The 20,884-nt window shown below is 40.6% G+C and carries 16 protein-coding genes and 1 pseudogene; 8 read left to right on the top strand and 9 right to left on the bottom strand.

The window, feature by feature from the left end:
- The first annotated feature begins 81 nt into the window (after nt 1-81).
- Both L650_RS0122810 and L650_RS0122805 read left to right on the top strand, forming a co-directional pair.
- The gene (locus L650_RS0122810) at nt 82-1,218 is read left to right on the top strand and encodes an ISAs1 family transposase (RefSeq protein WP_029772849.1); all 1,137 of its coding nucleotides are present in this window, start codon (nt 82-84) and stop codon (nt 1,216-1,218) included.
- Between the two features lie 40 nt (nt 1,219-1,258).
- Nucleotides 1,259-1,609, top strand: a complete 351-nt coding sequence (locus L650_RS0122805; protein WP_029774516.1) for a hypothetical protein — start codon at nt 1,259-1,261, stop codon at nt 1,607-1,609.
- A 27-nt stretch (nt 1,610-1,636) separates the two neighbouring features.
- On the opposite strand, the gene L650_RS0122800 is transcribed toward L650_RS0122805, so the two are convergent.
- Complete coding sequence (locus L650_RS0122800) at nt 1,637-1,921, bottom strand: hypothetical protein (protein WP_029774515.1); 285 nt, start codon at nt 1,919-1,921, stop codon at nt 1,637-1,639.
- Nucleotides 1,922-2,504: 583 nt separating this feature from the next.
- Between L650_RS0122800 and L650_RS0122795 the strand changes: the two genes are divergently transcribed.
- Nucleotides 2,505-3,554: a DUF5677 domain-containing protein gene (locus L650_RS0122795; protein WP_085065565.1), complete on the top strand. Its 1,050-nt coding sequence runs from the start codon at nt 2,505-2,507 to the stop codon at nt 3,552-3,554.
- A 292-nt stretch (nt 3,555-3,846) separates the two neighbouring features.
- Here L650_RS0122795 and L650_RS0122785 read toward each other — a convergent pair.
- The 3 genes and pseudogenes from L650_RS0122785 to L650_RS0122770 all read right to left on the bottom strand — a co-directional run bounded on the left by L650_RS0122785 (nt 3,847) and on the right by L650_RS0122770 (nt 7,349).
- Nucleotides 3,847-4,771, bottom strand: a pseudogene (locus L650_RS0122785) (exopolyphosphatase).
- A 318-nt stretch (nt 4,772-5,089) separates the two neighbouring features.
- Nucleotides 5,090-6,538 carry a dihydrolipoyl dehydrogenase gene (locus L650_RS0122775; RefSeq protein WP_029774513.1) on the bottom strand — a complete coding sequence of 483 codons (1,449 nt, stop codon included), beginning with the start codon at nt 6,536-6,538 and terminating at the stop codon, nt 5,090-5,092.
- 82 nt (nt 6,539-6,620) lie between these two features.
- Complete coding sequence (locus tag L650_RS0122770; RefSeq protein WP_029774512.1) at nt 6,621-7,349, bottom strand: glutathione peroxidase; 729 nt, start codon at nt 7,347-7,349, stop codon at nt 6,621-6,623.
- A 109-nt stretch (nt 7,350-7,458) separates the two neighbouring features.
- Here L650_RS0122770 and L650_RS0122765 point away from each other — a divergent pair, with 109 nt between their 5' ends.
- On the top strand, nt 7,459-8,349 hold the full coding sequence (locus L650_RS0122765) for a LysR substrate-binding domain-containing protein (RefSeq protein ID WP_029774511.1): 891 nt from the start codon (nt 7,459-7,461) through the stop codon (nt 8,347-8,349).
- Here the strand turns inward: L650_RS0122765 and L650_RS0122760 are convergent.
- A complete protein-coding gene (locus L650_RS0122760; protein ID WP_029774510.1) occupies nt 8,346-9,539 on the bottom strand; it encodes a flagellar assembly protein FlgT in 1,194 nt (397 codons plus the stop codon). The two genes, L650_RS0122765 and L650_RS0122760, sit on opposite strands and share 4 nt — an antisense overlap.
- A gap of 129 nt (nt 9,540-9,668) precedes the next feature.
- On the opposite strand from L650_RS0122760, the gene L650_RS0122755 reads away from it, so the two are divergent.
- The 3 genes from L650_RS0122755 (at nt 9,669) to L650_RS0122745 (ending at nt 13,151) form a co-directional block, all read left to right on the top strand.
- Nucleotides 9,669-10,124, top strand: a complete 456-nt coding sequence (locus L650_RS0122755; RefSeq protein ID WP_029774509.1) for an LPP20 family lipoprotein — start codon at nt 9,669-9,671, stop codon at nt 10,122-10,124.
- Nucleotides 10,125-10,485: 361 nt separating this feature from the next.
- The gene (locus tag L650_RS0122750; protein WP_024033060.1) at nt 10,486-11,193 is read left to right on the top strand and encodes a transglutaminase-like cysteine peptidase; all 708 of its coding nucleotides are present in this window, start codon (nt 10,486-10,488) and stop codon (nt 11,191-11,193) included.
- Nucleotides 11,193-13,151 carry a LapD/MoxY N-terminal periplasmic domain-containing protein gene (locus tag L650_RS0122745; protein ID WP_029774508.1) on the top strand — a complete coding sequence of 653 codons (1,959 nt, stop codon included), beginning with the start codon at nt 11,193-11,195 and terminating at the stop codon, nt 13,149-13,151. Before L650_RS0122750 ends, L650_RS0122745 begins: the two co-directional genes overlap by 1 nt.
- A 133-nt stretch (nt 13,152-13,284) precedes the next feature.
- On the opposite strand, the gene L650_RS0122740 is transcribed toward L650_RS0122745, so the two are convergent.
- The 4 genes from L650_RS0122740 to L650_RS0122725 are packed head-to-tail and all read right to left on the bottom strand — an operon-like array spanning nt 13,285 to nt 19,479.
- On the bottom strand, nt 13,285-13,872 hold the full coding sequence (locus L650_RS0122740; protein WP_024033058.1) for a LuxR C-terminal-related transcriptional regulator: 588 nt from the start codon (nt 13,870-13,872) through the stop codon (nt 13,285-13,287).
- Between the two features lie 23 nt (nt 13,873-13,895).
- Nucleotides 13,896-15,317 carry an HlyD family type I secretion periplasmic adaptor subunit gene (locus L650_RS0122735; RefSeq protein ID WP_029774507.1) on the bottom strand — a complete coding sequence of 474 codons (1,422 nt, stop codon included), beginning with the start codon at nt 15,315-15,317 and terminating at the stop codon, nt 13,896-13,898.
- Nucleotides 15,314-17,452 carry a type I secretion system permease/ATPase gene (locus L650_RS0122730; RefSeq protein WP_024033056.1) on the bottom strand — a complete coding sequence of 713 codons (2,139 nt, stop codon included), beginning with the start codon at nt 17,450-17,452 and terminating at the stop codon, nt 15,314-15,316. Before L650_RS0122730 ends, L650_RS0122735 begins: the two co-directional genes overlap by 4 nt.
- Nucleotides 17,453-17,505: 53 nt before the next feature.
- On the bottom strand, nt 17,506-19,479 hold the full coding sequence (locus L650_RS0122725) for a TolC family outer membrane protein (protein WP_029774506.1): 1,974 nt from the start codon (nt 19,477-19,479) through the stop codon (nt 17,506-17,508).
- Between the two features lie 379 nt (nt 19,480-19,858).
- On the opposite strand from L650_RS0122725, the gene L650_RS0122715 reads away from it, so the two are divergent.
- The coding region (locus tag L650_RS0122715; RefSeq protein ID WP_029774505.1) for an Ig-like domain-containing protein at nt 19,859-20,884 on the top strand (1,026 nt) is incomplete at its 3' end.

Here is a 20,884-nt window from a genome sequence, read left to right as displayed (position 1 = left end):
CACGGCAAGATCATTATAAATTGAACTTATAGAGCAAGTAGTGATCAGATCAAGGCATAATAATTACTTGGTCGCATAAATATGAGCACTACTTTTCTGAAACATTTTAATTCAATTACAGATCCTCGCATTGAACGTTGTAAAAAGCATGAACTTATCGATATTCTTCTCCTTGCTATTAGCGCTGTACTCTCTGGTGCAGAAGGATGGGAAGATATTGAAGACTTTGGGCACCTAAAGCTTGATTGGTTAAAAAAATACGGTACGTTCAACGCAGGAATTCCAAAACATGACACGATTGCTCGCGTCATGTGTCGGTTAAAAGCAAATGAAATAGAAAGGGCATTTCAATCTTGGATATCATCACTGATTGAAACCACAGGTGCAGATATCATCGCTATCGATGGCAAAACCGCACGACGTTCATTTACCACAAAAGACAGAAAAAGTGCCTTACACACGGTCAGTGCATGGAGTTGCCAACACCAGTTAGTGCTTGGGCAGACGGCTGTTGATAATAAAACAAATGAAATCACCGCAATACCAGAATTACTCACCCTGCTCGATATTGAAAACAGTATCATTACGTTAGATGCGATGGGATGCCAACAAGAAATAGCAAAACAAATCATCCAACAAAAAGCAGATTATATTCTTGCACTTAAAGGTAATCATTCAGGCATGCAAAAGGAACTAGAAGCGTGGTGGCACAAGTGCGAGCGTGAAAGGTTAACTCAGCATAATTGTGATGAATATACCGAAATAAGCTCAGGACATGGGCGTGTTGAAACACGTACATGCCAGCAGTTACTTATAGATAAAAGCTGGTTAGGCAAGGATTATCGTTGGCCTGGCTTAACGAGTATTATTAAGGTCAGGGCTGAAGTTCATGATAAGTCGGCAGGGTCGGATACCACTGAAACACGCTGGTATATAAGTTCATTAGACTTAAATGCAGCGCAAGCACTCAATGCGGTACGCAGTCACTGGCAGGTTGAAAGCATGCATTGGATGCTTGATATGAACTTCAGAGAAGATGAATCGAGAATACGCAAACTTCAAGGGCCATTAATGTTTAATGTAATGCGAAAGATAGCCATGGCGCTTTTTAAACAAGATACATCTAAGTCAGCTAGTATGGCGAGGAAAAAGAAAATGGCAGGGCTAGACGATGATTACCGCTCAACCCTGTTAGAGTCTGGGATTAAAATGCGCTAGCCGTGGTGCTTTACTTACAATATTTATCAAAGGAACTGAAATGATTAAATACATAATAACCTTTTTATTGATCACTTTTTCAAGCTTTGCTGCGGCCGATGATTGGGCGTCTATCGCGTCAACACCTGGGTATGGACGTATAGAGGTAGTGAGTGACTATATGCTTTTCTCAAGCGCTAAAAGTTTTGACGCTAAAATTCCAAAACTAGTTAAAGAAGGGAGCAGCATAACAATATTTTATAAACAAGATGACAAGGTAGTTACTCGTGAATTTGTTGTAGCAGGAATAAGCACCAAAGGTGAGCTATGTAGGTTACATAGTGAGTTACCTTCAAGATTTAGCTCAACACCAAGTGATACTATTTATGTAAAGCCTTGCCGTTATAAATAAAACACAACCCCCTCAGTAACTTATATATTATTTATTTTTAGGTTGCATGTGGGGGTTAAGTATTTGCAAGTAATAGCTTTTTGATTTTTTTAAATTGTTGAGCTCATCTTTTTTGTAAAATCCATAGGCATAAATAGCTGCGATTGTAATTGCCGCAATCCAAGAGATTAGAAGTTCCTCTCTTAAAGTAGAAAATAAAAACCCCAGTCCAATCCATAAAATAATGAAAAGTTCGTTTTTATCTTTCTCTATTTTTTCTATTGAAGAGTTTATATTAAGAATTGTTCTAGCTGTGCCCATTTTATCTTCCATGATCGTAACTCCTTAAATGATGAGTATTAAATATAGGGTTATATATATTTTAATACAATTTTTTGTATTGGGGCTGTATATAACGTAGGCCTTTTATTTTGTCTTTTAATATCTAGGCTGAGAAAGAGTTTTAGTTACACTGTAAGTTACACTATCTGCTTTTTTATTTTATTAAGCTTTTAATAATCAGATGGTTAGGCGGTTGGTTTGGTGGTTGTAGGGGCTACCAATTAAATCAAAAACCTAATGCAATATTAGTAACTCTTTTGTGCCTGCGTAGGTAGGATAAGCGAAGCGCCATCCGACACAGTAAAATACCTTACCAATTATTATCAACATTTTATGTGGTCGAGTGGCTGGAGAGTGCCATGAGCAGACATTCATGCATAATTCGTTTCTGCTCTGGAATAAGTTATCCCCCCAGTTACTCATGATGTTAGGATAATCCAAGGTTGAACATACACATTCAAGGTAAGATTGCTGTACAGTGTTAAATCTTGAGACTAAATTAGCATATGATGTTTTAGTTAAACGACAGCTTTGTCATAATTTTGATAAAAACGCTAGTTAATTAGGAGTAACCATGAATGTATTTCACAAACAATTTATGGATATAATCAAGGATGAGATCGAGGCAAACCCCGACCGAATAGAGAAATTTGATTTCGATGACATACTTCAGAAATTACATCCAAAATTAGTTTCAACACTTCGTAAATCCTTAGAAAAGAACACGAAACAAATGCTGAGTGAACGAAGACAGCAGTTTTCATCATTTACGGAACGTAATGAAGCTCGATGGAAAAATGCATTTGATTTGCTAGAGGCACATATCGTCATTTGCACTGAAGCTGGTGAGAGTCTTAATTTTGAAAATCGGCCAATTGCTGTAGAAGAAAATGATCTAAAATTTGATATTTTGATTAGGCAACATGCAAGAGCTTGTCATATAGCAAACGAAATTTTATGCCTTTTAAAAAATGGTTTCGCAGATGCTGCACATGCCAGATGGAGGGCCTTGCATGAAGTAAATGTAACAGCATGGTTTATTGAAAAGCATGGTCAAGAATGTGCTAGACGCTTTTACTTTCATGATATTATTGATTCATATGACGGCATGAAAGAGCATAAAAAATATGAGGCTAGGCTGCAAGAAAAAGCTCCTGAGCAATCTGTTATCGATGACTGCAAACAAGAATACGATAAAGTAATTAAAGAATTCGGCAAAGGTTTTGAATGTCACTATGGTTGGGCGGCACACGTTTTCCCTGAGCGCAAGCCTAGAACTATAGGTTTTGCTGCGCTAGAAAAAGATGTTGGGCTTGACCATATGCGCCCGTATTATAAGTGGGCAAGTCAAAATATTCATGCTGGTTCAAAAGGAACAAGGGTTCGGCTTGCGTTAGTAGAATGTCCAGATGACATTTTGGTCGTTGGCCAAAGTAACTCAGGTGTGGCAGATCCAGCCCACGCGACTTCGCTGAGTTTAACGCAAATCACAACTTGTTTACTCAAAACTGTGCCAAGTTTGGATCATATTGTTTTAATGAATCTATTAGGAGAATATGCAGATGATATTGGAAAGGCTTTACTCCAAATTTCTAGTAAAGATCGTATCGAAAGCGCAGAGTGAAAAAATTATCTAGTGAAAGCTGAGAAGTCTAAACGGCGATATTCAACCAATCTCAATGACCGCTACTCGCTCAAAGCCGCCCTTAAAAACCTAAGATACCAATAAATACTGAGTTAAAACGTTAGCGAAAAAGTAATTTTAATGCCTAAGTATTTTTTAACTAAAAACAAAAAAGCGAGTAAATATAAATCTACTCGCTTTAAAATTTTGACAGCTTACAGCTTACAGCTTACAGCTTACAGCTTACAGCTTACAGCTTACAGCTTACAGCTTACAGCTTACAGCTTACAGCTCAACCATCACTCGTAATCTTATCTATCAGCTCACTAAGTACTGCTTCGGCTTTGCTGGTTTCTACTTGGCAGGTGCCGGCGTTTAAGNCCGCCGTATTTAAGGCATAACTCGCCCACATTGGTGTTTGAGCTGCGGTTGGTGATTGATTTACCAATGGCAAATACTACGTTTTGTTTTTTAAGGCCCCACATTTTGTGAATTGATATATTGCAGTCGGGGTACATGGCGTAAATAACAAAGCGGTTGGTGGCGTAAATAGTTTCTTCTTGAGTTAAATCTAGCACCACGAGGTTTTTATGCACGGTAGCGCATTGTGCTATTTGCTCTTTGGCCTTTTCGTTATGCTCGTTATAAAGCGCAACACGTTCGGCTACGTCTTCCATTTTTAAAATATCTTCAATGCTTTGATCTTTACAGGCATCGATTAGCTTCATCATTAATTGGTAGTTTGAAATTTTAAACTCGCGGAATCGGCCAAGGCCTGTGCGTGCATCCATGATAAAGTTCATTAATACCCAGTCTGTTGGGTTGAGTATTTCGTCTTTTGAGAACTGGGCTGCATCGCCTTTATCTACCGCTTCCATCATGTCTGTGCTGATGTTTGGAAATTTTTCTGCGCCGCCATAATAATCATAAACAACGCGTGCAGCAGAAGGAGCTTTAGGGTCAATTATGTGGTTTTTAATATCGCTTGCGTTACGTACGGTTTCGCTTAAGTGATGGTCAAATGCAATGTGACAGCCAGCAACGTAGGGTAGGTTAGTGGTAATGTCGTTTGCAGTTATGTCTATTTTGCCATCTTGCATGTCTTTTGGGTGTACAAATAAAATGTCATCAATTAGGTCTAAGTCTTTGAGCAGTACGGCACATACTAAGCCGTCGAAATCGCTGCGGGTGACTAGTCTAAATTTATTATTGGGCATAGCTTTTCCATCTTGTTGTGATTGAGTAATCAAATAAGTGTAACAGCTAAAATAATTTTTGAGAGGTTATAGCAATCGAATTAAGAATTTAGTCATTCAAACGTGCTAAATAAAGCGTAAACGGCGTTATAAACTTTTAAGTAGAACATATGCCTATCGAAAATTAGGCCTTTGTTATTACTCTGTTTATCTGTTGCTATCAATACCTCATAATTTAACACAATGGGTATTAGCGTTAAAAAAGCGCATAAAAAAGCCAAAACGACTGTTTTGGCTTTTTGTTAGCAAGTATGTATTTGTTTTATTGCTGTATAAAAGTTAGGCGCCTGGTCCGCATTCCATACAGCTGTTAATAATATCTGGGCCAAATTTAAGTCTGGCATTTAAATCGCGTAGGGCAGTGCGTAAACCTTCTTCAATTACTGGGTGGTAAAATGGCATATCCAGCATTTCTGGTACGGTCATTTTGTTTTGCACAGCCCATGCTAATAAATGAGCAAGGTGTTCGGCTTGTGGACCAATAAATTCTGCACCTAAAAATAAGCCTGTGCCTTGCTCTGCGTAAACGCGCATGTGGCCTTTATTTTTAAGCATTACTCGGCTGCGGCCTTGGTTTTCAAAGCTCACTTCGCCTACTTCAAAGCAACCACATTCACCTAGGCGGTCTGTAATTTGTTTATAGCTGTCGCCTACCATTGCTATTTGCGGGTCACTAAACACTGCGGCAATTTTTGCGCGGCGAAGGCCAATGCGTACATCGGGGAAGCGCCCAGCATTTTGACCGGCAATGGTGCCTTGATCCGATGCTTCGTGTAGCAGGGGGATCATATTGCTGGCATCGCCCGCTATAAATATATTTGAGTTACCACATTGCATTGTGTGCGGGTCGGCGTGTGGCACACCGCGCTCATCAAGCTCTATGCCGGTATTTTCTAAACCTAGCTTGTCTACGTTGGGTACTCGGCCTGTGGCTGCAAGTACGTAGTCAAATTGCTCGGTGTGTTTAGCACCGTCTTTATCGGTGTAAGTAAGCTGGGCTTTATCGCCAACTTGCATCATGTCAGATACGTTTGAGTCGGTATCTACAAAAAATTCTTCAGCAAAAACAGTGTTTGCATAGTCTTTAATTACTGGGTCGGTAAGTGGGCCAATTGCGCCGCCAACACCAAATAATTTTACGTTTACGCCTAAGCGACTAAGTGCTTGGCCAATTTCTAGGCCTATTACGCCTGGGCCAAATACAGCCACTGACTCTGGTAGGTCGTCCCAGTCAAATACATCGTCGTTTATAATAAGTTTGTCACCAAAGTTATTAAACACGCCTGGGTATGATGGGCGCGAACCGGTGGCAATTACAAAGCGTTTAGCAGTAATAATGATGTCATCGTCAATTTGTACGCGGTTGGCGTCTAAAAACTTAGCGTAGCCACGAATTTTATCTTCATCAGGAATGTCGTCTACGGCTTCTACTACGAATCCTGCAAAGCGATCTCGTTCGCTTTTAACACGTGCCATAACTGCTTTGCCGTCTATTCGTGGCTTTGAGCTATGTACACCAAATGCAGGTGCCATTTCAATTGAATGCGCGGCTTCGGCTGCGGCAATAAGTAATTTACTTGGCATACAACCAACGCGTGCACAGGTAGTACCGTACGGGCCTGATTCAATCATTAAAACGTTAGGGGTGAATTGTTTTGCGTTACGGTATGCGCTTAAGCCTGCAGTACCTGCACCTATAACAACAACATCGGTTTGTAATTCTTTCATAGTGGTATCCTTTATTATTTTCAATCTGTGCGATGAGATTGATATAGAGGGGCGCGTACGCCCCTGCTATTTTTTTACTTAATTAAGCAAAGTATTTTTCTAAATCGTCTGAGCCGCCAATGTGTTTACCACCAATAAATATTTGTGGAACAGTGTCACGGCCAGAAATTGCTTTAAGGCTTGTTAATGTAGCGCCTGCACCCATAACAACTTCTTCAAATGCGTAGCCTTTTTCTGTTAGTAGCTCTTTTGCTTTTTTACAGAAAGGGCAACCAGGTTTAGAAAATACGGTTACTGGCTCTGGCTTAGTTTGTTTTGGGTTGATGTAGTCAAGCATTGTGTCTGCATCAGAAACTTCAAACGGGTCGCCTGGTAAATCTGGTTCGATAAACATTTTGTCGATAACGCCATCTTTAACTAGCATAGAGTATCTCCAGCTGCGCTTACCAAAGCCTAAATCGTTTTTATCTACTAACATGCCCATGCCGTCAGTAAATTCGCCGTTGCCATCAGGTAATAATGTGATGTTTTGCGCTTCTTGATGCTCTGCCCATGCGTTCATTACAAATGTATCGTTTACTGATACACATACAATTTCATCAACTCCATTTTGCTTAAGTACACCGGCTAACTCGTTGTAGCGTGGTAAGTGAGTTGATGAACAGGTTGGTGTAAATGCGCCCGGTAGTGAAAACACAACAACGGTTCTGCCTTTAAAAATTTCGTCTGTGGTTACTGATTTCCATTCGTCGTTTTGACGTGTTGCAAATGTAACGCTTGGGATTGTTTGACCTTCAATATTCTTTAACATAGTTTGTTCCTCTTGATTTGTTGGAGCCATTATGGCGAGAATTTAAATATAGTTCCAATCGTTTGTTTGTATTAAACTAATAGGTATAGCCTATCAGGTGGAGATGAATTTGAACTTAAAAGATTTAGAGTATGTAAAAGCAATAGCGCACCACAAGCATTTTCGCAAAGCGGCCGATGCCTGTTTTGTTAGCCAGCCTACACTAAGCGGGCAAGTAAAAAAGCTTGAGCAAGAGCTTAATGTTGTTTTATTTGACCGCTCAACTAAGCAAGTTACATTAACAGCGCAAGGTGAACGTTTGTTGACACAAATAAACGTTATTTTAGAGCAAACAGAAATCTTAAAAGAGCTGGCGGCTACTTCAAACGGGCCGCTACAAGGTAAGCTAAGAATTGGTATTATTCCTACTATTGCGCCGTACTTACTCAGCGCTTTACTGACCTCTATGAAAGCGGCATTTAGCGAGAGCCACTTTTCGTTTATAGAAATGCAAACAGCGACTATGCTAGAGGCGCTTGATAACGGCGAGCTCGACTTTGCAATTTTGGCCGATGTTCCCGAGCTTAAAAACTACCATACGGTTAACGTGTACAAAGAAGACTTTATGGTTGCTGTTTCAACCGATAACCCGTTATCTAACCGTAAAAAAGTAGCGCTAAGCGATTTACAAAGTTGTAGCCTATTAATGTTAAGTGATGGCCATTGCTTTAAAGATCAAGCCCAAAAGTTTTGTTTTGCTGCGGGAGTGGATGTGTCAAACCAATATCAGGGCAATAGTTTAGAAACTTTATTGGCGCTGGTGGCGATAGATGATGGGGTGACATTTGTGCCCAAGCTTGCGTGCACACAGCGTGTAGGGATTGATTATTTAGCTATTTTTCCTAATCAGCAACGTAATGTGGTATTTGCTTGCAGAAAACACTACCCGCGTTTGGCGGGCGTTGAGCAATTAGCCCAGTGGTTGGCAGAGCACCCAAATTTAAAGCGGGCGCTTATTTAGCGTTCTTGGCTTGCAACCTCTACCACATCGTTTATTTGTACCCCAGGCAAAGGCTTGTCGTTAAGGCTTACAGCAATGGCGCTTTGTTTATAAAGTTGCTCAACCACAATGGTGTTAAGCGTGGTAATGGTATGCGGCATAGTATTGCCTTGTGCATCGGTTAAGTAGTTATGGTGCGCAATGCTTAATAGTTGGCCTTTTTTTAGGCCATGATCTTTGCCTAGGTTTATCACCAATTTGTTGTTTTCCATGTGCATTATTTTACCTTTAGTAGGAAAACACGCCATAGCCGCTTGTATATCGTAACTGACCGTTTGATTTATATCGCTAATACTTTGCCCAAAAGGTGATTGCCAAAACCTATCACTATTTACATCAACTATGGCTGTTTTTTCAAATGGCCATACAGCTTGGGTATGATAGCTGTTTTGCCATAATTGTTCATACGTGGTGCCATCAAACAACATAAACTCAATAGCGTAGCTGCGCTGGTAGGTTTCGTCTTGCCAAAAGGCGTAGTCGTTGTTGAGTTTATCGCTTGGCGCTAAATTGGTTATTTGGCTTAATAAAACATATTGCGCGTTGCTTCTGGCTGAAAGCTCTTCTAGTTGTGCATTTGAGTAGTCGTGCTGCTGATTAAAGTAATTGTCTACATTAATTGCTTTATTGTAGTAAGCAACGGGCAGGGCGCTCATTTTTGTGCTTTGCAAAGCGCTAAATAACTTTTTACTAATGGCTTTATTTACGTCAAATATTTGACCCATTAAGGCATGCTCACGATGAACAAGCTGGCTTTGGGTTACAGCAACAAATTTATTAAAGCTACTTTGTGGGCATTGCTCTGTTTGGGCAAATACATCAAGCCTAAGCGTAATGGCAAATTGTTGATTTTGGCGTTGCTCGCTCACCAGCTCTATTTTTTGTATTTCGCCGTGGCTACTAATTTTTAGCTGATCTTGCGTTAGCACGCCATCTACCAAGGTTTGTACCGAGCTAACCCGGGCGCCAGAAAACACTAATGCTTGTGTAATTGCATCTTTAATCGCGGCCGATTTAGCACTGCTTATGTCGCCATTTTGGATTTGTGCATGGCCGGTAGATTCAAACCATTGTGCGTAAGTACTGGCAGAAAACGTTAATAATGCAGCGCTAGTAACACCTGCAAATAGTGATGATAAAAACGTGTTCATACCGGTACTCCACATAAAATTAGTTAATTACGCTTTAGCTAAGCAAGGACTGCACCAATATGAGGACTTTATAACAAATGGCATTAAACCTGCATTTATTTGCGCAATTAGTTTAAAGGGTGCAAATAAATGCGTGCAATTATATTACTTACTTTAGCAAGCCTTAGCCTTGCCGGTTGCAGCAACGTGTTTGATAAACATGTTGAGTACAAATATGTAGAGCCAAATAATTATCCGATACTTAAAGCGGTTGGTTATGCACCTATTAGCTTGCAGCAAGGGGCTAATAAATCACAAAAGCAATTAATGGCAATTAAGGCCTCTAAGCTTGAGGCGTACCGTGAACTGACTGAGCAAGTTTATGGGCAAAAAATTACAGCGGGCACGTCTGTAGCAGGTGCTATCGCTCAAAATGATTACATGGAAAGTAAAGTGCAGGGCATAATTAAAGGTGCGCAAATTATTAAAACTTACTCAGTTGACGATGTATACGTTACCGAGCTTGAGCTAAACATGAAGCGCGTGCACGACTTATACATAGGTGAAATTAAGCCGCGTGAAGTTAAAAAAGTGACCTACTACTAAGTAACTGGCCAGTACTTTAAATAGTAAAGCTACATTAAGCTGCTATTTTAACGGCTGGTTTTAGCGTTAAGCGCGTGGAATATACTCGTACAGCAATACATAACTTTGCTATTTACGGGAGCGTTTTTCTGTAAATCTAGGGTTTGATAAATCAGCTTTAAATACAACGATGGTTCAATACGTTAGTTAATGTATTAAGCAATGTTGAAATGACCGAGTTAAAATTTAAATCTAGTAAAAAAACACATACAAAATATCTCATCCTTTTATATTGAGTGCTATGCTGTTGTTACGAATAATATTTGAACAAGTAGTGTAGCGTTTGGTGTATGTTTTTAATTTTTCTTTTTTTGGGCTGTGAATGACACTTAGGCCCACTCTTTCCTCTAATAAGCTATTTTTTTGGTGCAAAAGCAATTTGCGCTATTTACTGCTATTTTTTTTACTTTCAAGCGGCGTGTTTGCGAGCCGTTTAACTATTCAATTTAATACCTTTATAGAATTAATGGGGCAAAAATATGGCCCTGCGCGAGTCACTGTAGCGCGTAATTGGCAAACTATGCTGGTGCGCACCCAAAATAAACCAGAACAACAACAAATTTTAATTGTTAACGACTTTTTTGCACGCAATCTTCGATATCAAACCGATATACAGCTTTGGAAGCAAAACGACTATTGGGCTACACCATTAGAAACCCTTGGCCGTGGTTTAGGTGATTGTGAAGATTATGCCATTGCTAAATACATTAGTTTACGCGCCTTAGGCGTAAGCGACGACAAGCTTAGGCTTATATATGTAAAAGCTAAGCTTGCTGGTACGAACAAAACACAAGCACACATGGTATTAGGCTACTTTGCTACGCCTAATGCTCAGCCGCTTATTTTAGATAGTTTAATAACAAAAGTGTTACCTGCAGCAAAACGCGTTGATTTAAGCCCGGTATTTAGTTTTAACAGCCAAGGTTTATGGGCAAATAACTCGACTAAAAGTGTAGCCAGCCCGACAGCAAGGCTATCGCGTTGGCGTAAAATTTTGGAGCAGACATCACAAGAAGGGGTTATGTGGTAATGGCGTCATTTTCCTTATTTAAGTTTTTCAAAAAAAGAAAAATCACTCTTAGGCAAGAGCTGTGGATCACCTTGCTGGTGGTGATTTTTGTTGGCTTTATAAGTAGCGTGTTAATAAGTACTAACTCTGCTAGAAACTATTTTTCTACGCAGCTGTATTTAAAAAATGTTGATAATGCTAGCTCCTTAGCGCTGATGATTAGTCAGCTTGAAAAAGACCCTGTAGAGCTTGAGCTGTTAGTGTCGGCCACTTTTGATACCGGCCACTACAAACGTATAGAACTGCAAGACCCAAATGGTGAGGTTATTGTAAAGCGCGTATTTACCGACACGTTAGAAAATACCGCACCAGCTTGGTTTAGAGCGGTATATGGGCTTAATGTACAGCCAGGTGTAGGGCAGGTTAACAACGGTTGGCAGCAATTTGGCACCTTATTTGTTGAAAGCCACAGCCAATATGCTGAGCAAGCATTGTGGGAAAGCGCCCTTAAACTGTTTTTTAGCTTTTTAGTGGTGGCCTTTTTTGCCTGTGCCATAAGTGCGTATTTATTACGTAGAATTTTAACGCCACTTGATGATGTGGTGTACCAAGCTAACGCCTTTGGCGATAAGCGCTTTATTAAATCAAAAGTGCCAAAAACCTTTGAGTTTGCACGCCTTGTGCAGTCGATGAATTTATTATCGACACGGTTTAGTCGCATTATAAAAGAAGATAATAAACGCTTAGAGGAGTTGCGTTTTAAAGCCCAGCACGATGAGCTAACAGGGCTTGCCAATCGAGAGTATTTTAGTGCCACATTAGAGGCTCATTTACAAAAAGTGAAAGATCATGCCCATGGTGCTTTGTTTTTATTTAGGGTGGTTAATTTAGATAAAATAAGTGAATCGATTAGCCGTGTAGAAATGGTTAACTTTTTACGCCGTTTTTCTCAGGTGTTAACACAGTTTTTAGAGTCGAACCAGGCGCACTTTTCAGAAAACTATATTGCGCGTATATCACATACCGACTTTACTGTGTTGTTTAGCGATACTGATGATATTCAAGCGCTTAGCGAGCAAATAACCGCACTGCATAAATCGATTGTTGATGAATACAAAAATATTGATTTGGCCATTGTACACAGTTGTACCTACATTGAGAAAAACGACACCCGATTTGATTTATTACGCCGTGTAGATGGTTTATTAAAAACAGCAGGTAACAAACCTGGGGTGCAAGCAAAAGTCATTGATAATAAACAAAAGAGTGAAATTTTTGATGACTCAACTGGCTGGCAAAAGGCTATTGAGGATGCACTTGAGCAAAAAACTATACAGTTAAATTGTTTAGAGGTTATGGGTTTTAACGACACCTTGTTACAGCACCAGCTTAGTTTAAGTTTAGAATTTGGCGGCCAACATTATAAATCCAGCTACTACTATCAATGGGCTAATCGCTTAAACCTATTAGCGCGTTTGGATTGGAGTTTAATCAAGCAAATTGTTAAACAGTACGGTGAAGCGCCGCCAAATGAATTGATTGCCGTAGAGCTTTCGGCGCAAACATTAATGGATGATACCGCGCTTGCCTCGGTATTAACCTATGTATCTGCCTTTCCTGATTTGGCAAAAAATATCTGTTTTGATATACGCGAAAACATTGTCGTAAACGAAAAGGATATATTTAAGGAATTTTGTGAGCAGGTGCGTTGTATGGGCGCTAAAGTGGCACTTAAACGTGTGGGGCCTGAATTTACTAAGATTAAGAACATTCAAGAATTTGGCTTAGAAATGCTTAAAATAGATAGCATTTACGCGCATAACATTAGTTACAGCCAAGACAATCAAACCTTCTTACGCGGTGTTTGCACATTAGCGCACTCTATTGGTATTAAAGTGGTCGCACAGGGCGTAACAAGCCAAGACGATATAGATACACTGGTTAATCTTGGCTTTGATGGGGTAATTAAAGAGTCGTAAAGCGACTCTTTAATTAAAGGGAAGTGGTTTAATAATGGCGGTGAATAGGTAAATGCAATTAAGTATTTAACCTATAAGCCTTTGTTTATTAGGTTAACTATAACTGGCGAAGGTTTTGTTGTTCTAGCCTAGGTTAGTTACCTTTAACTGCTAACATAAGTTGTATACGGTCGCGCACTTTTAACTTAGTGAAAATTGAGCTCATGTGCTCTTTAATTGTTCGCTCTGTAATATTTAGTGACTCAGCGGCTTGTTTATTGGTTGCCCCTGTTATAACTATATCAACAACTTGGCGTTCGCGTTTAGTTAAGCTTTGAATATCGCAGGCTTGGGTGTAATTTATTTGCTGCTGACTTAGTGCCCCAACAATATTAGATAGTAGCTGCCCAGGTAACCACAGGCCGCCTGAGCAAATAGTCTCAAGTACCTGTTGTAATATTACTTTAGATGCAAGTGCTTCTACATAGCCTCTTGCGCCCGCTTGCAGGGCTGCTCTAAGTTCCTCTATTTCTAGATTTGTGGTCATTACAATAACTGGCAAGCGTTTTTGGGCGTATTTTTTTACCAGTTCAAGCCATCCCGAAGTGCCCGCCAGAACCCATATAATACTTGATGCATTAATTTGTTTTGGTTCTTTGGTGCATATTACACAACCTGCAAACGCACTTCGCCAGTGGCTCGATTCAAGTTCGGGTTGTGTAATAAATATACTTTGACGCATTAATTTACTCCAATAAATTCAGTTTAGCGTTCTGTCATTGCTTGCGATGTAGCTCTGAGTACGGGTTTAAGTAAATATTCCAAGACGGTTTTTTTACCAGTAATAATATCCACTTGTGTGGTCATTCCTGGAATTATAGTCAACTCTTCTGAAAAGTTATTTTTAGTGGTTTTTAATTGCACTAAATAAAAAGTATTTTCTCTGTCGTCGGTAATTGTATCTGCACTTATATGCAGTACCTCGGCTTCTAGTCCGCCGTATACCGCAAAATCATAGGCGCTAAATTTAATCATGGCGGGCTGCCCTGGGCGTAAAAAGGCAATATCTTTCGGCGGTATTTTTGCCTCAACAATAAGTTGATCATCTAAAGGGACTATTTCTAAAACGTCACTGCCGGGTTGTAAAATGCCGCCTACGGTATTAACCAATAAACGTTGTACCGTGCCTTTAACCGGTGATTTGATCTCAGTTTGGGCCACTTTGTCGGCAAGCCCTGATTCGGTTTCTTTTATCGACTCTAAACGCAGCAATGCCTCCGAAAGCTCATTGTTCCAGCGGTTGATCATCGCAAGTTCGACTTCTGTTACTTTGTTTTTAGCTTCGTTGATAGCCGATAAACTCCGGTTAATTACTGCTTTAGTACGGTTTATTTCGCCGTTTAAATCAACTATTTCACGTTCTAACCTGATGATGTCGATATCAGATACAGCACCAGTTCTTAACAGTGGGCGTGTTACTTGCAGCTCACGATTACTTAGCCTTAGAGCGCTTGTGTGTTGTTGCAAAGCGGCTTTTGCTTCAATGTGATCTTGTCTGCGTTGCTCTAGTTGGCGTTTATGGATTGCCACTTGCTGCTCTAATTCTTGGCGATTACTTAAATATATTGAGCGCTCATGAGCGACCGCCACGGGTACTTGCTTAACAAGCTCATCAGGAAAAACGAGATCTTCTTTTCTGGTAAGGGCTTGTAACCTTGCTACTTTTGCAGTGAGTGATTGCACTTTAGATTGGTTTTCTCTAAAGCTTGAAATAAACCGAGTAGGGTCAATTTTTATTAATACGTCACCTTCTTCAACAATTTGCCCTTCACGAATATTTATTTTTTCTACCATACCGCCATCGTAAGATTGCACTAACTGTAATTTATTTGATGGGATAACGCGTCCTTCACCACGGGCTACCTCATCAAGTGGGGCAAAGCCTGCCCAAATTGTAAGCAAAATAAATGCAATGCAAATGAGGTATAACAAAAAGCGTGCGCTGGCAGGCTCTTGCTGCATTTTTTCCCATTGCGCATCGACCACCCAATCTTGTGATTCAGGAGGCGAAAGCCAGCCTTTAAATAAGCGATTAAAGATTGAAGGCTTACCTTTTTTACGTGCTTCTATTGCTTTACTTACCGATTCAAAAGAGCGCTGCTCTAGTGGCTTTTTATTGTCACTCATGATGCTTGCTCCACTGTTTGGTTATTCAGTGCGGCAATTACTTTTTGTTTAGGCCCATCGGCAACTATTTTTCCGTTATCGAGCACGATGATGCGATCAACCAACGAAAGTAAAGACGAGCGGTGAGTAACTACAATTAAGGTTTTGTCTTGGGTGGCGGTTTTTAAATTTTGAATAATTTTATTTTCACTATTGTGATCAAGCGATGAGGTAGGCTCATCTAACAGCATAATAGGGGGGTCGTTTATTAGTGCGCGCGCTATACCAATTGCTTGTTTTTGGCCGCCAGATAGCAAGCGACCTTGCTCACCAACTTGTAGGTCAAACCCATCGGGGTGAGAGTTGATTAACTCGAATAACTGGCTTTTTTCGCATGCGCTAATAATTTGCTCATCTTTAGCATGCCATGCGCTAATAGTGAGGTTGTCTTTTAAACTACCAAAAAACAACGCTATATTTTGTGGTACGTACCCTATGTTATGACGAAGTTCTGCGGGGTCTATTTGTTGTATATTGTTGTTATCGACCATTACGGAGCCTGCGGTTGGGTCGTAAAGGCCTAAAATAAGTTTTTCGAGGGTGCTTTTACCCGAACCATTGCGCCCCAAAATAGCCACTTTTTCGCCCGCTTTTATTTTAAAGCTAATATTACTAAGCGCATCGGCCGCGTCGTCTTCATACTTAAAGCATACGTCTTTAAATTCTATTTCGCCGTTTAATACGGGGTGGCTTAACCAATGTTTATTTGGCGGGCGCTCAACGTCTTTCTCCATTATTTCGTTAAGCGATTGCATAGCAATAGCGGCATGATGATATTGCGCAAGTACGGCGGCGCATTGCCCAAGCGGCCCCATCGCACGTGATGAAAGTAAGTAAGCGGCTATTAATCCCCCTTGCGTGAGCTCGCCTTCAATAACTAAATGAACACCGATGATCATAATGATCACGCCAACACATTGTTGTATCCACGCTGCACTATTAGAGATTGAACTTGAGATTAAGCGACTTTGCGCATTAACCTGAGCAATATAAATAGTTGATTTTTCCCATGTTGATTGGGTTTTGCATTCGCTGTGAAAACTTTTTACATCTTCAATGTTGGTTAAGCTTTCTACAAGTATGGAGTTGCGCATTGAGCTTGCTTTCATGGTTTGCTCTGACAGCGCTTCAAGTTTTCTGTGGGCTGCTATGCCATAACTTAAAAGTATTAGGGCACCTGCGATAATGGGTAGGCTAAGCGGTACACCTATTATTGCAATAACAATTAGGTATATAGCAACAAAGGGTAAATCAACCAGCGCGACCAAGGTTATTGAACTAAAAAAGTTACGTACGGCTTCAAACGATTGTATGTTACTCGCAAATGACCCCGCTGATGAGGGCCTATTTTTAAGCTTCATACCAAGTACGCGCTCCATAATAACCGCAGATACTTTTACATCTATACGACTTGCCGCAAGCTCTACAAAGTAGCTGCGTACTAAGCGCAGTACAAAGTCGGCGGTCAGCGCTATTAAAATACCGATGGCTAAAACCCAGAGGGTTTCTGTTGCATGATTAGGAACTACTCGGTCATATACATTCATTACAAATAAAGGCATGGCAACAGACAAAACGCCTAATGCAATGGCGGAGATTATGACGTCTTTGTACAGTGCGCGGCATTCTTTTATTACGCCCCAAAACCAGCCATCTTTAGAGAGCTTTTCAAGCACCGGGGAGCGCTCATCAAACATAAACTCTGGATGAGCATAAATAATTAAACCTGTTGATTTTTCAATTAACTGTTCTAGGTCTTCTTCTACAACAGACTCAGTTAGCTCGGGGTAAGTAACTTGCGCTGTTTGTTTTTGGTTATCAATAGCGGTTACCACGCACGCTTGGTTATTATTTAAAATAATAATAGCGGGTAATAAAGCAGTATTAATTTGATTAAGAGGCTTATTTACAACTTTTGATTTAAAGCCCACACGTTTTGCAGCACGTGCAAAACCTGAAGGCGTTAAGTTTCCATCTGTTAGTGGGAGGCCATTTAATAAGGCCTCCCTTGAAAAATCTTTATCATGAAAACGGCACAATACTGCAAGGCAATCTACCAGTGCGCCGCCATGATCAAGTACATCATTTAATTCCATATACCATCCAATGTTATGTAAAACATTTTAAATTTATCTGTTTTAAGCACCTCTTAACTATCGGTAATAACCGCCTCAATACGGCGGTTTGCCGCATTAGCACGTACCGAAATTTCATTAACGCGTGGCTGATCAATACCATAACCAAATGATTGAACACGATTAGGCGCTATACCAAATTGCTCAATAAGTAATTGTGCTACGGCAAAGGCGCGTTGCTCTGAAAGTTTACGGTTGTATTTTCTATCGCCATCTAATGAGGCGTGACCTTGGATCTCTACCTTTTTGTCAGGGTTATTTTTTAAAAACTCCGCGAGCTTTTCTACCTCTTGCAAGTACTCTGGGCGCACTTGGCTTGAGTCGGCTGAAAAGGGAATGCCTATTTCAACTGAGTCGGTCGCTTGGTCATACAAAGTACACCCGGACAGATCTACATTTGTTCCCGCTGGGGTGCTTGGGCAGGTGTCTTGCTCGTTAGGTACGCCGTCGTTATCGTCATCTGCAAAACTCGATGTGCTAGGGGTCTCTGGTGGCATTTCTAAATACCTAGGCATTGCTGTAACGCTCATGTAGGCGTTATCTTGCTTGGCTTTTTTTTGTAAAAAAGCTTTGCGCTTAAAGGTGGCAGCTACATCGTAACTTGGGCATATATTTTGTGCGTTATGCACGATTGGGTCATCTGTTAACTCTGTTAATGTTGGGTACTTGTCAGACATAACATTTAGAGCTGGCAATAGTTTACCCATTTCGTTAAGCATAGTTAAAATGGCTGTTTGTCTATCGTATTGAGCAACAATGTACGAGCGGTTAGATTGAAACGCTTCGTTTTCAGCGTCAAGTACATCAAGCAAGGTGCGTTGGCCAATATCAAATTGGTCTCGGTAGGCTATTTTTACTCTGTTTGAAGAGTTTTTATAGCTTTCAAGCGTGGGTAGCTTTTGCTCTATATTGTTCACATTATGATAGGCAATTTGTAGGCTTTGACGAATATCAACACAAGCTTGATCGCGTTGATACTTGGCAATATTTACATCTTGGTATGCTTGTTCAAGGTTGGCGCTATCTAGGCCCCCGCTGTACAGGTTATAGGTTATGTCTATACCTACCCGTGCTTCGGTTCTTGTTTCGTTTAAACCTAGCTCGTCTCTGTCTTGTGTGCCGTAACGGGCAGATAAGTCTACGTTTGGATGAAACGCTGCCTTTTGTGCCTGAGCATTGGCTTCTTGCGCCTCTATATTATAAAGCGATGCGTAAAAAGCAGGGCTGTTTTTATAGGCTATATCAAGCGCTTGGTTAATAGAAATGGGCACGTTTTGCTCATCTAATTTGGCTTGTTTTATATCATTAACGGGTAGCTCGCCAACAACTCTTAAATAACGCGCGGTTACATCGTGCAGGTTAGCGTACTCGGTTAGCACATTAGATTGCGCTAGCGATAAGCGCCCACTAATTTGCTCTAGATCTGCTGCTCGGGCAACACCGGCTCCTACACTTTGTTCAATTTGTTGGTATACAGACTCGTGTTCTTGCAGGTTTTCTTCAGCGAGTGTTACAAGTTCTTTAAATTTTTGCACATCTAAAAATGCAATAGATGCATCTAATGCAGTTTGCTCTGTTTGTGAGAGTAATTCAAAATACCGAATGAGCTGAATACGCTCAAACCTTTCAACGGTGTTAGATGTTCTGAACCCGTCGTAAAGCATTTGAGTAACACTAAGCTCTGCAGTGTTGCGGTTGTATTCGTCTTCTATACCGTAGTTTCGGCGCTCATAACCTGCGCTGGCAGATACATCAACGCTAGGTAAGTAGCCTGAGCGGGCTGCATCTACGCCATAAATTGAGGATTTAAATGTATGCCATGCTTGTTGTACCTCTGGATTATTTTCAATTGCTTTACTGGTGACGTATGTAAGCGGTGCCACAGAGCTGTCATCGGCTTTTACCACGTTAGTTGCGCCAAGCGCACTTAGCGTTAAACCTATAAGCAGCTTTCCTTTTTGCTTTAGTAAAGTATTTTTTGTAATCATTTCTTCCTCTTAGGGGTTACTTGGGCTATCAATACCTACCATATGGTTTAGTCAATAAATGCATATTTCGCAAATAATCGTTTTGGCTAGCATAAAATTTATTATCTACCACTTTTTTATTTTTAATGTTTTTTTAAAAACTGTACTTGAGTACAGTATCTAATGCGTTTTGCTGTTCTACATTTTAATTAATAGTTTTTAATTCTTATGTTTGAGGTAAGCAAAATGGAATCTAATCAATTATTAGTAATAGACTTAAAAGGGTCTGCTGGTGTTGTTTTAGAAGATGGCACAATTAAGCCACTTGAAGTGGGCGATACTATTACTGTGGGCGATTTAGTGGTTACCGNCCGCCGATAATTCATCGCTAACAATTGATGTGCAAGGAGAAACACTGTCGATTCCTGCTAATCAAAACGTAAAGATCACCCCTGATTTATTAGCACAAGAAACCCGCGATAGCAGCGAAACCACCGTGTTTGACGAAAGCCTAGATGCGGCCATTGCAAGCTTAGAACAAACTGATAATAACGATGGCCAAACGGCGGCTAATTCTGATGTTACTGACTTTTTAGATGCCTTAGAGGGCGATGGTGATATTTTAGATAATTTAGAAGCAACGGCCGCCGGTGGTGCTGGTGGTGCGGGCTCTGGTGGAGGAAGCTCATTTGTTCAGCTTACACGTATTGCGGAGGGGGTTAACCCTAATAGCGTTGCATTTGATTCAAGCTTTGATCCTGATTCTACAGAGGCGCTAAATATTCGCGACACCTCTGACGGGGTAGTTCCTGATGATGGCACTGCATCTATATCATTAAATGAGGTAGGTTTAACTAATTCATCTCAGCCAACAATTAGTGGTACAAGTGAAAACTTAGTGGGTGAAACAGTAAATATTACTGTGACAGATGAAAATGGTAACTCTCAAGTAGTAAGTGCGGTTATTGGCCCTGATGGCACGTTTGAAATTACATTGCCTAACCCGATAGCCGATGGACCCGTGAGCGTAGTTGTAGAAGCCACCGATCCAGATGGTAATGCGTTTAACGATGCTATTTCTATTGAAATAGATACCACCGCGCCAGTAATTAATATTGACCCTGTTGCAGACTCTGCATCTCAAACAGTAACGGTTACGGGGTCGGTAGCGGGTTTGAATACTGGCGACAACGTCTCTGTAACTCTTACCGATAGCACAGGCACACAACAAACAATTGTTACACAAGTTGATGCACAAGGTAATTGGAGTATTACCACTACATCGCCTTTAGCAGAAGGGGAGTTTAATGTTAACGCAGTAGCAGTTGATGCCGCTGGTAACCAAGCAATTGACCAAGCTGTTGCGAGTATTGATTTAACCGCTCCAGAAATTACAGTTACAGTAGCGGGTGAAACTAATAATGCT

Origin of the sequence: Pseudoalteromonas sp. TB51, from assembly GCF_000498055.1 — a bacterium.
Taxonomy (GTDB): Bacteria; Pseudomonadota; Gammaproteobacteria; order Enterobacterales; family Alteromonadaceae; genus Pseudoalteromonas; species Pseudoalteromonas atlantica.
This window is presented reverse-complemented; position numbering and strand designations above follow the sequence as displayed.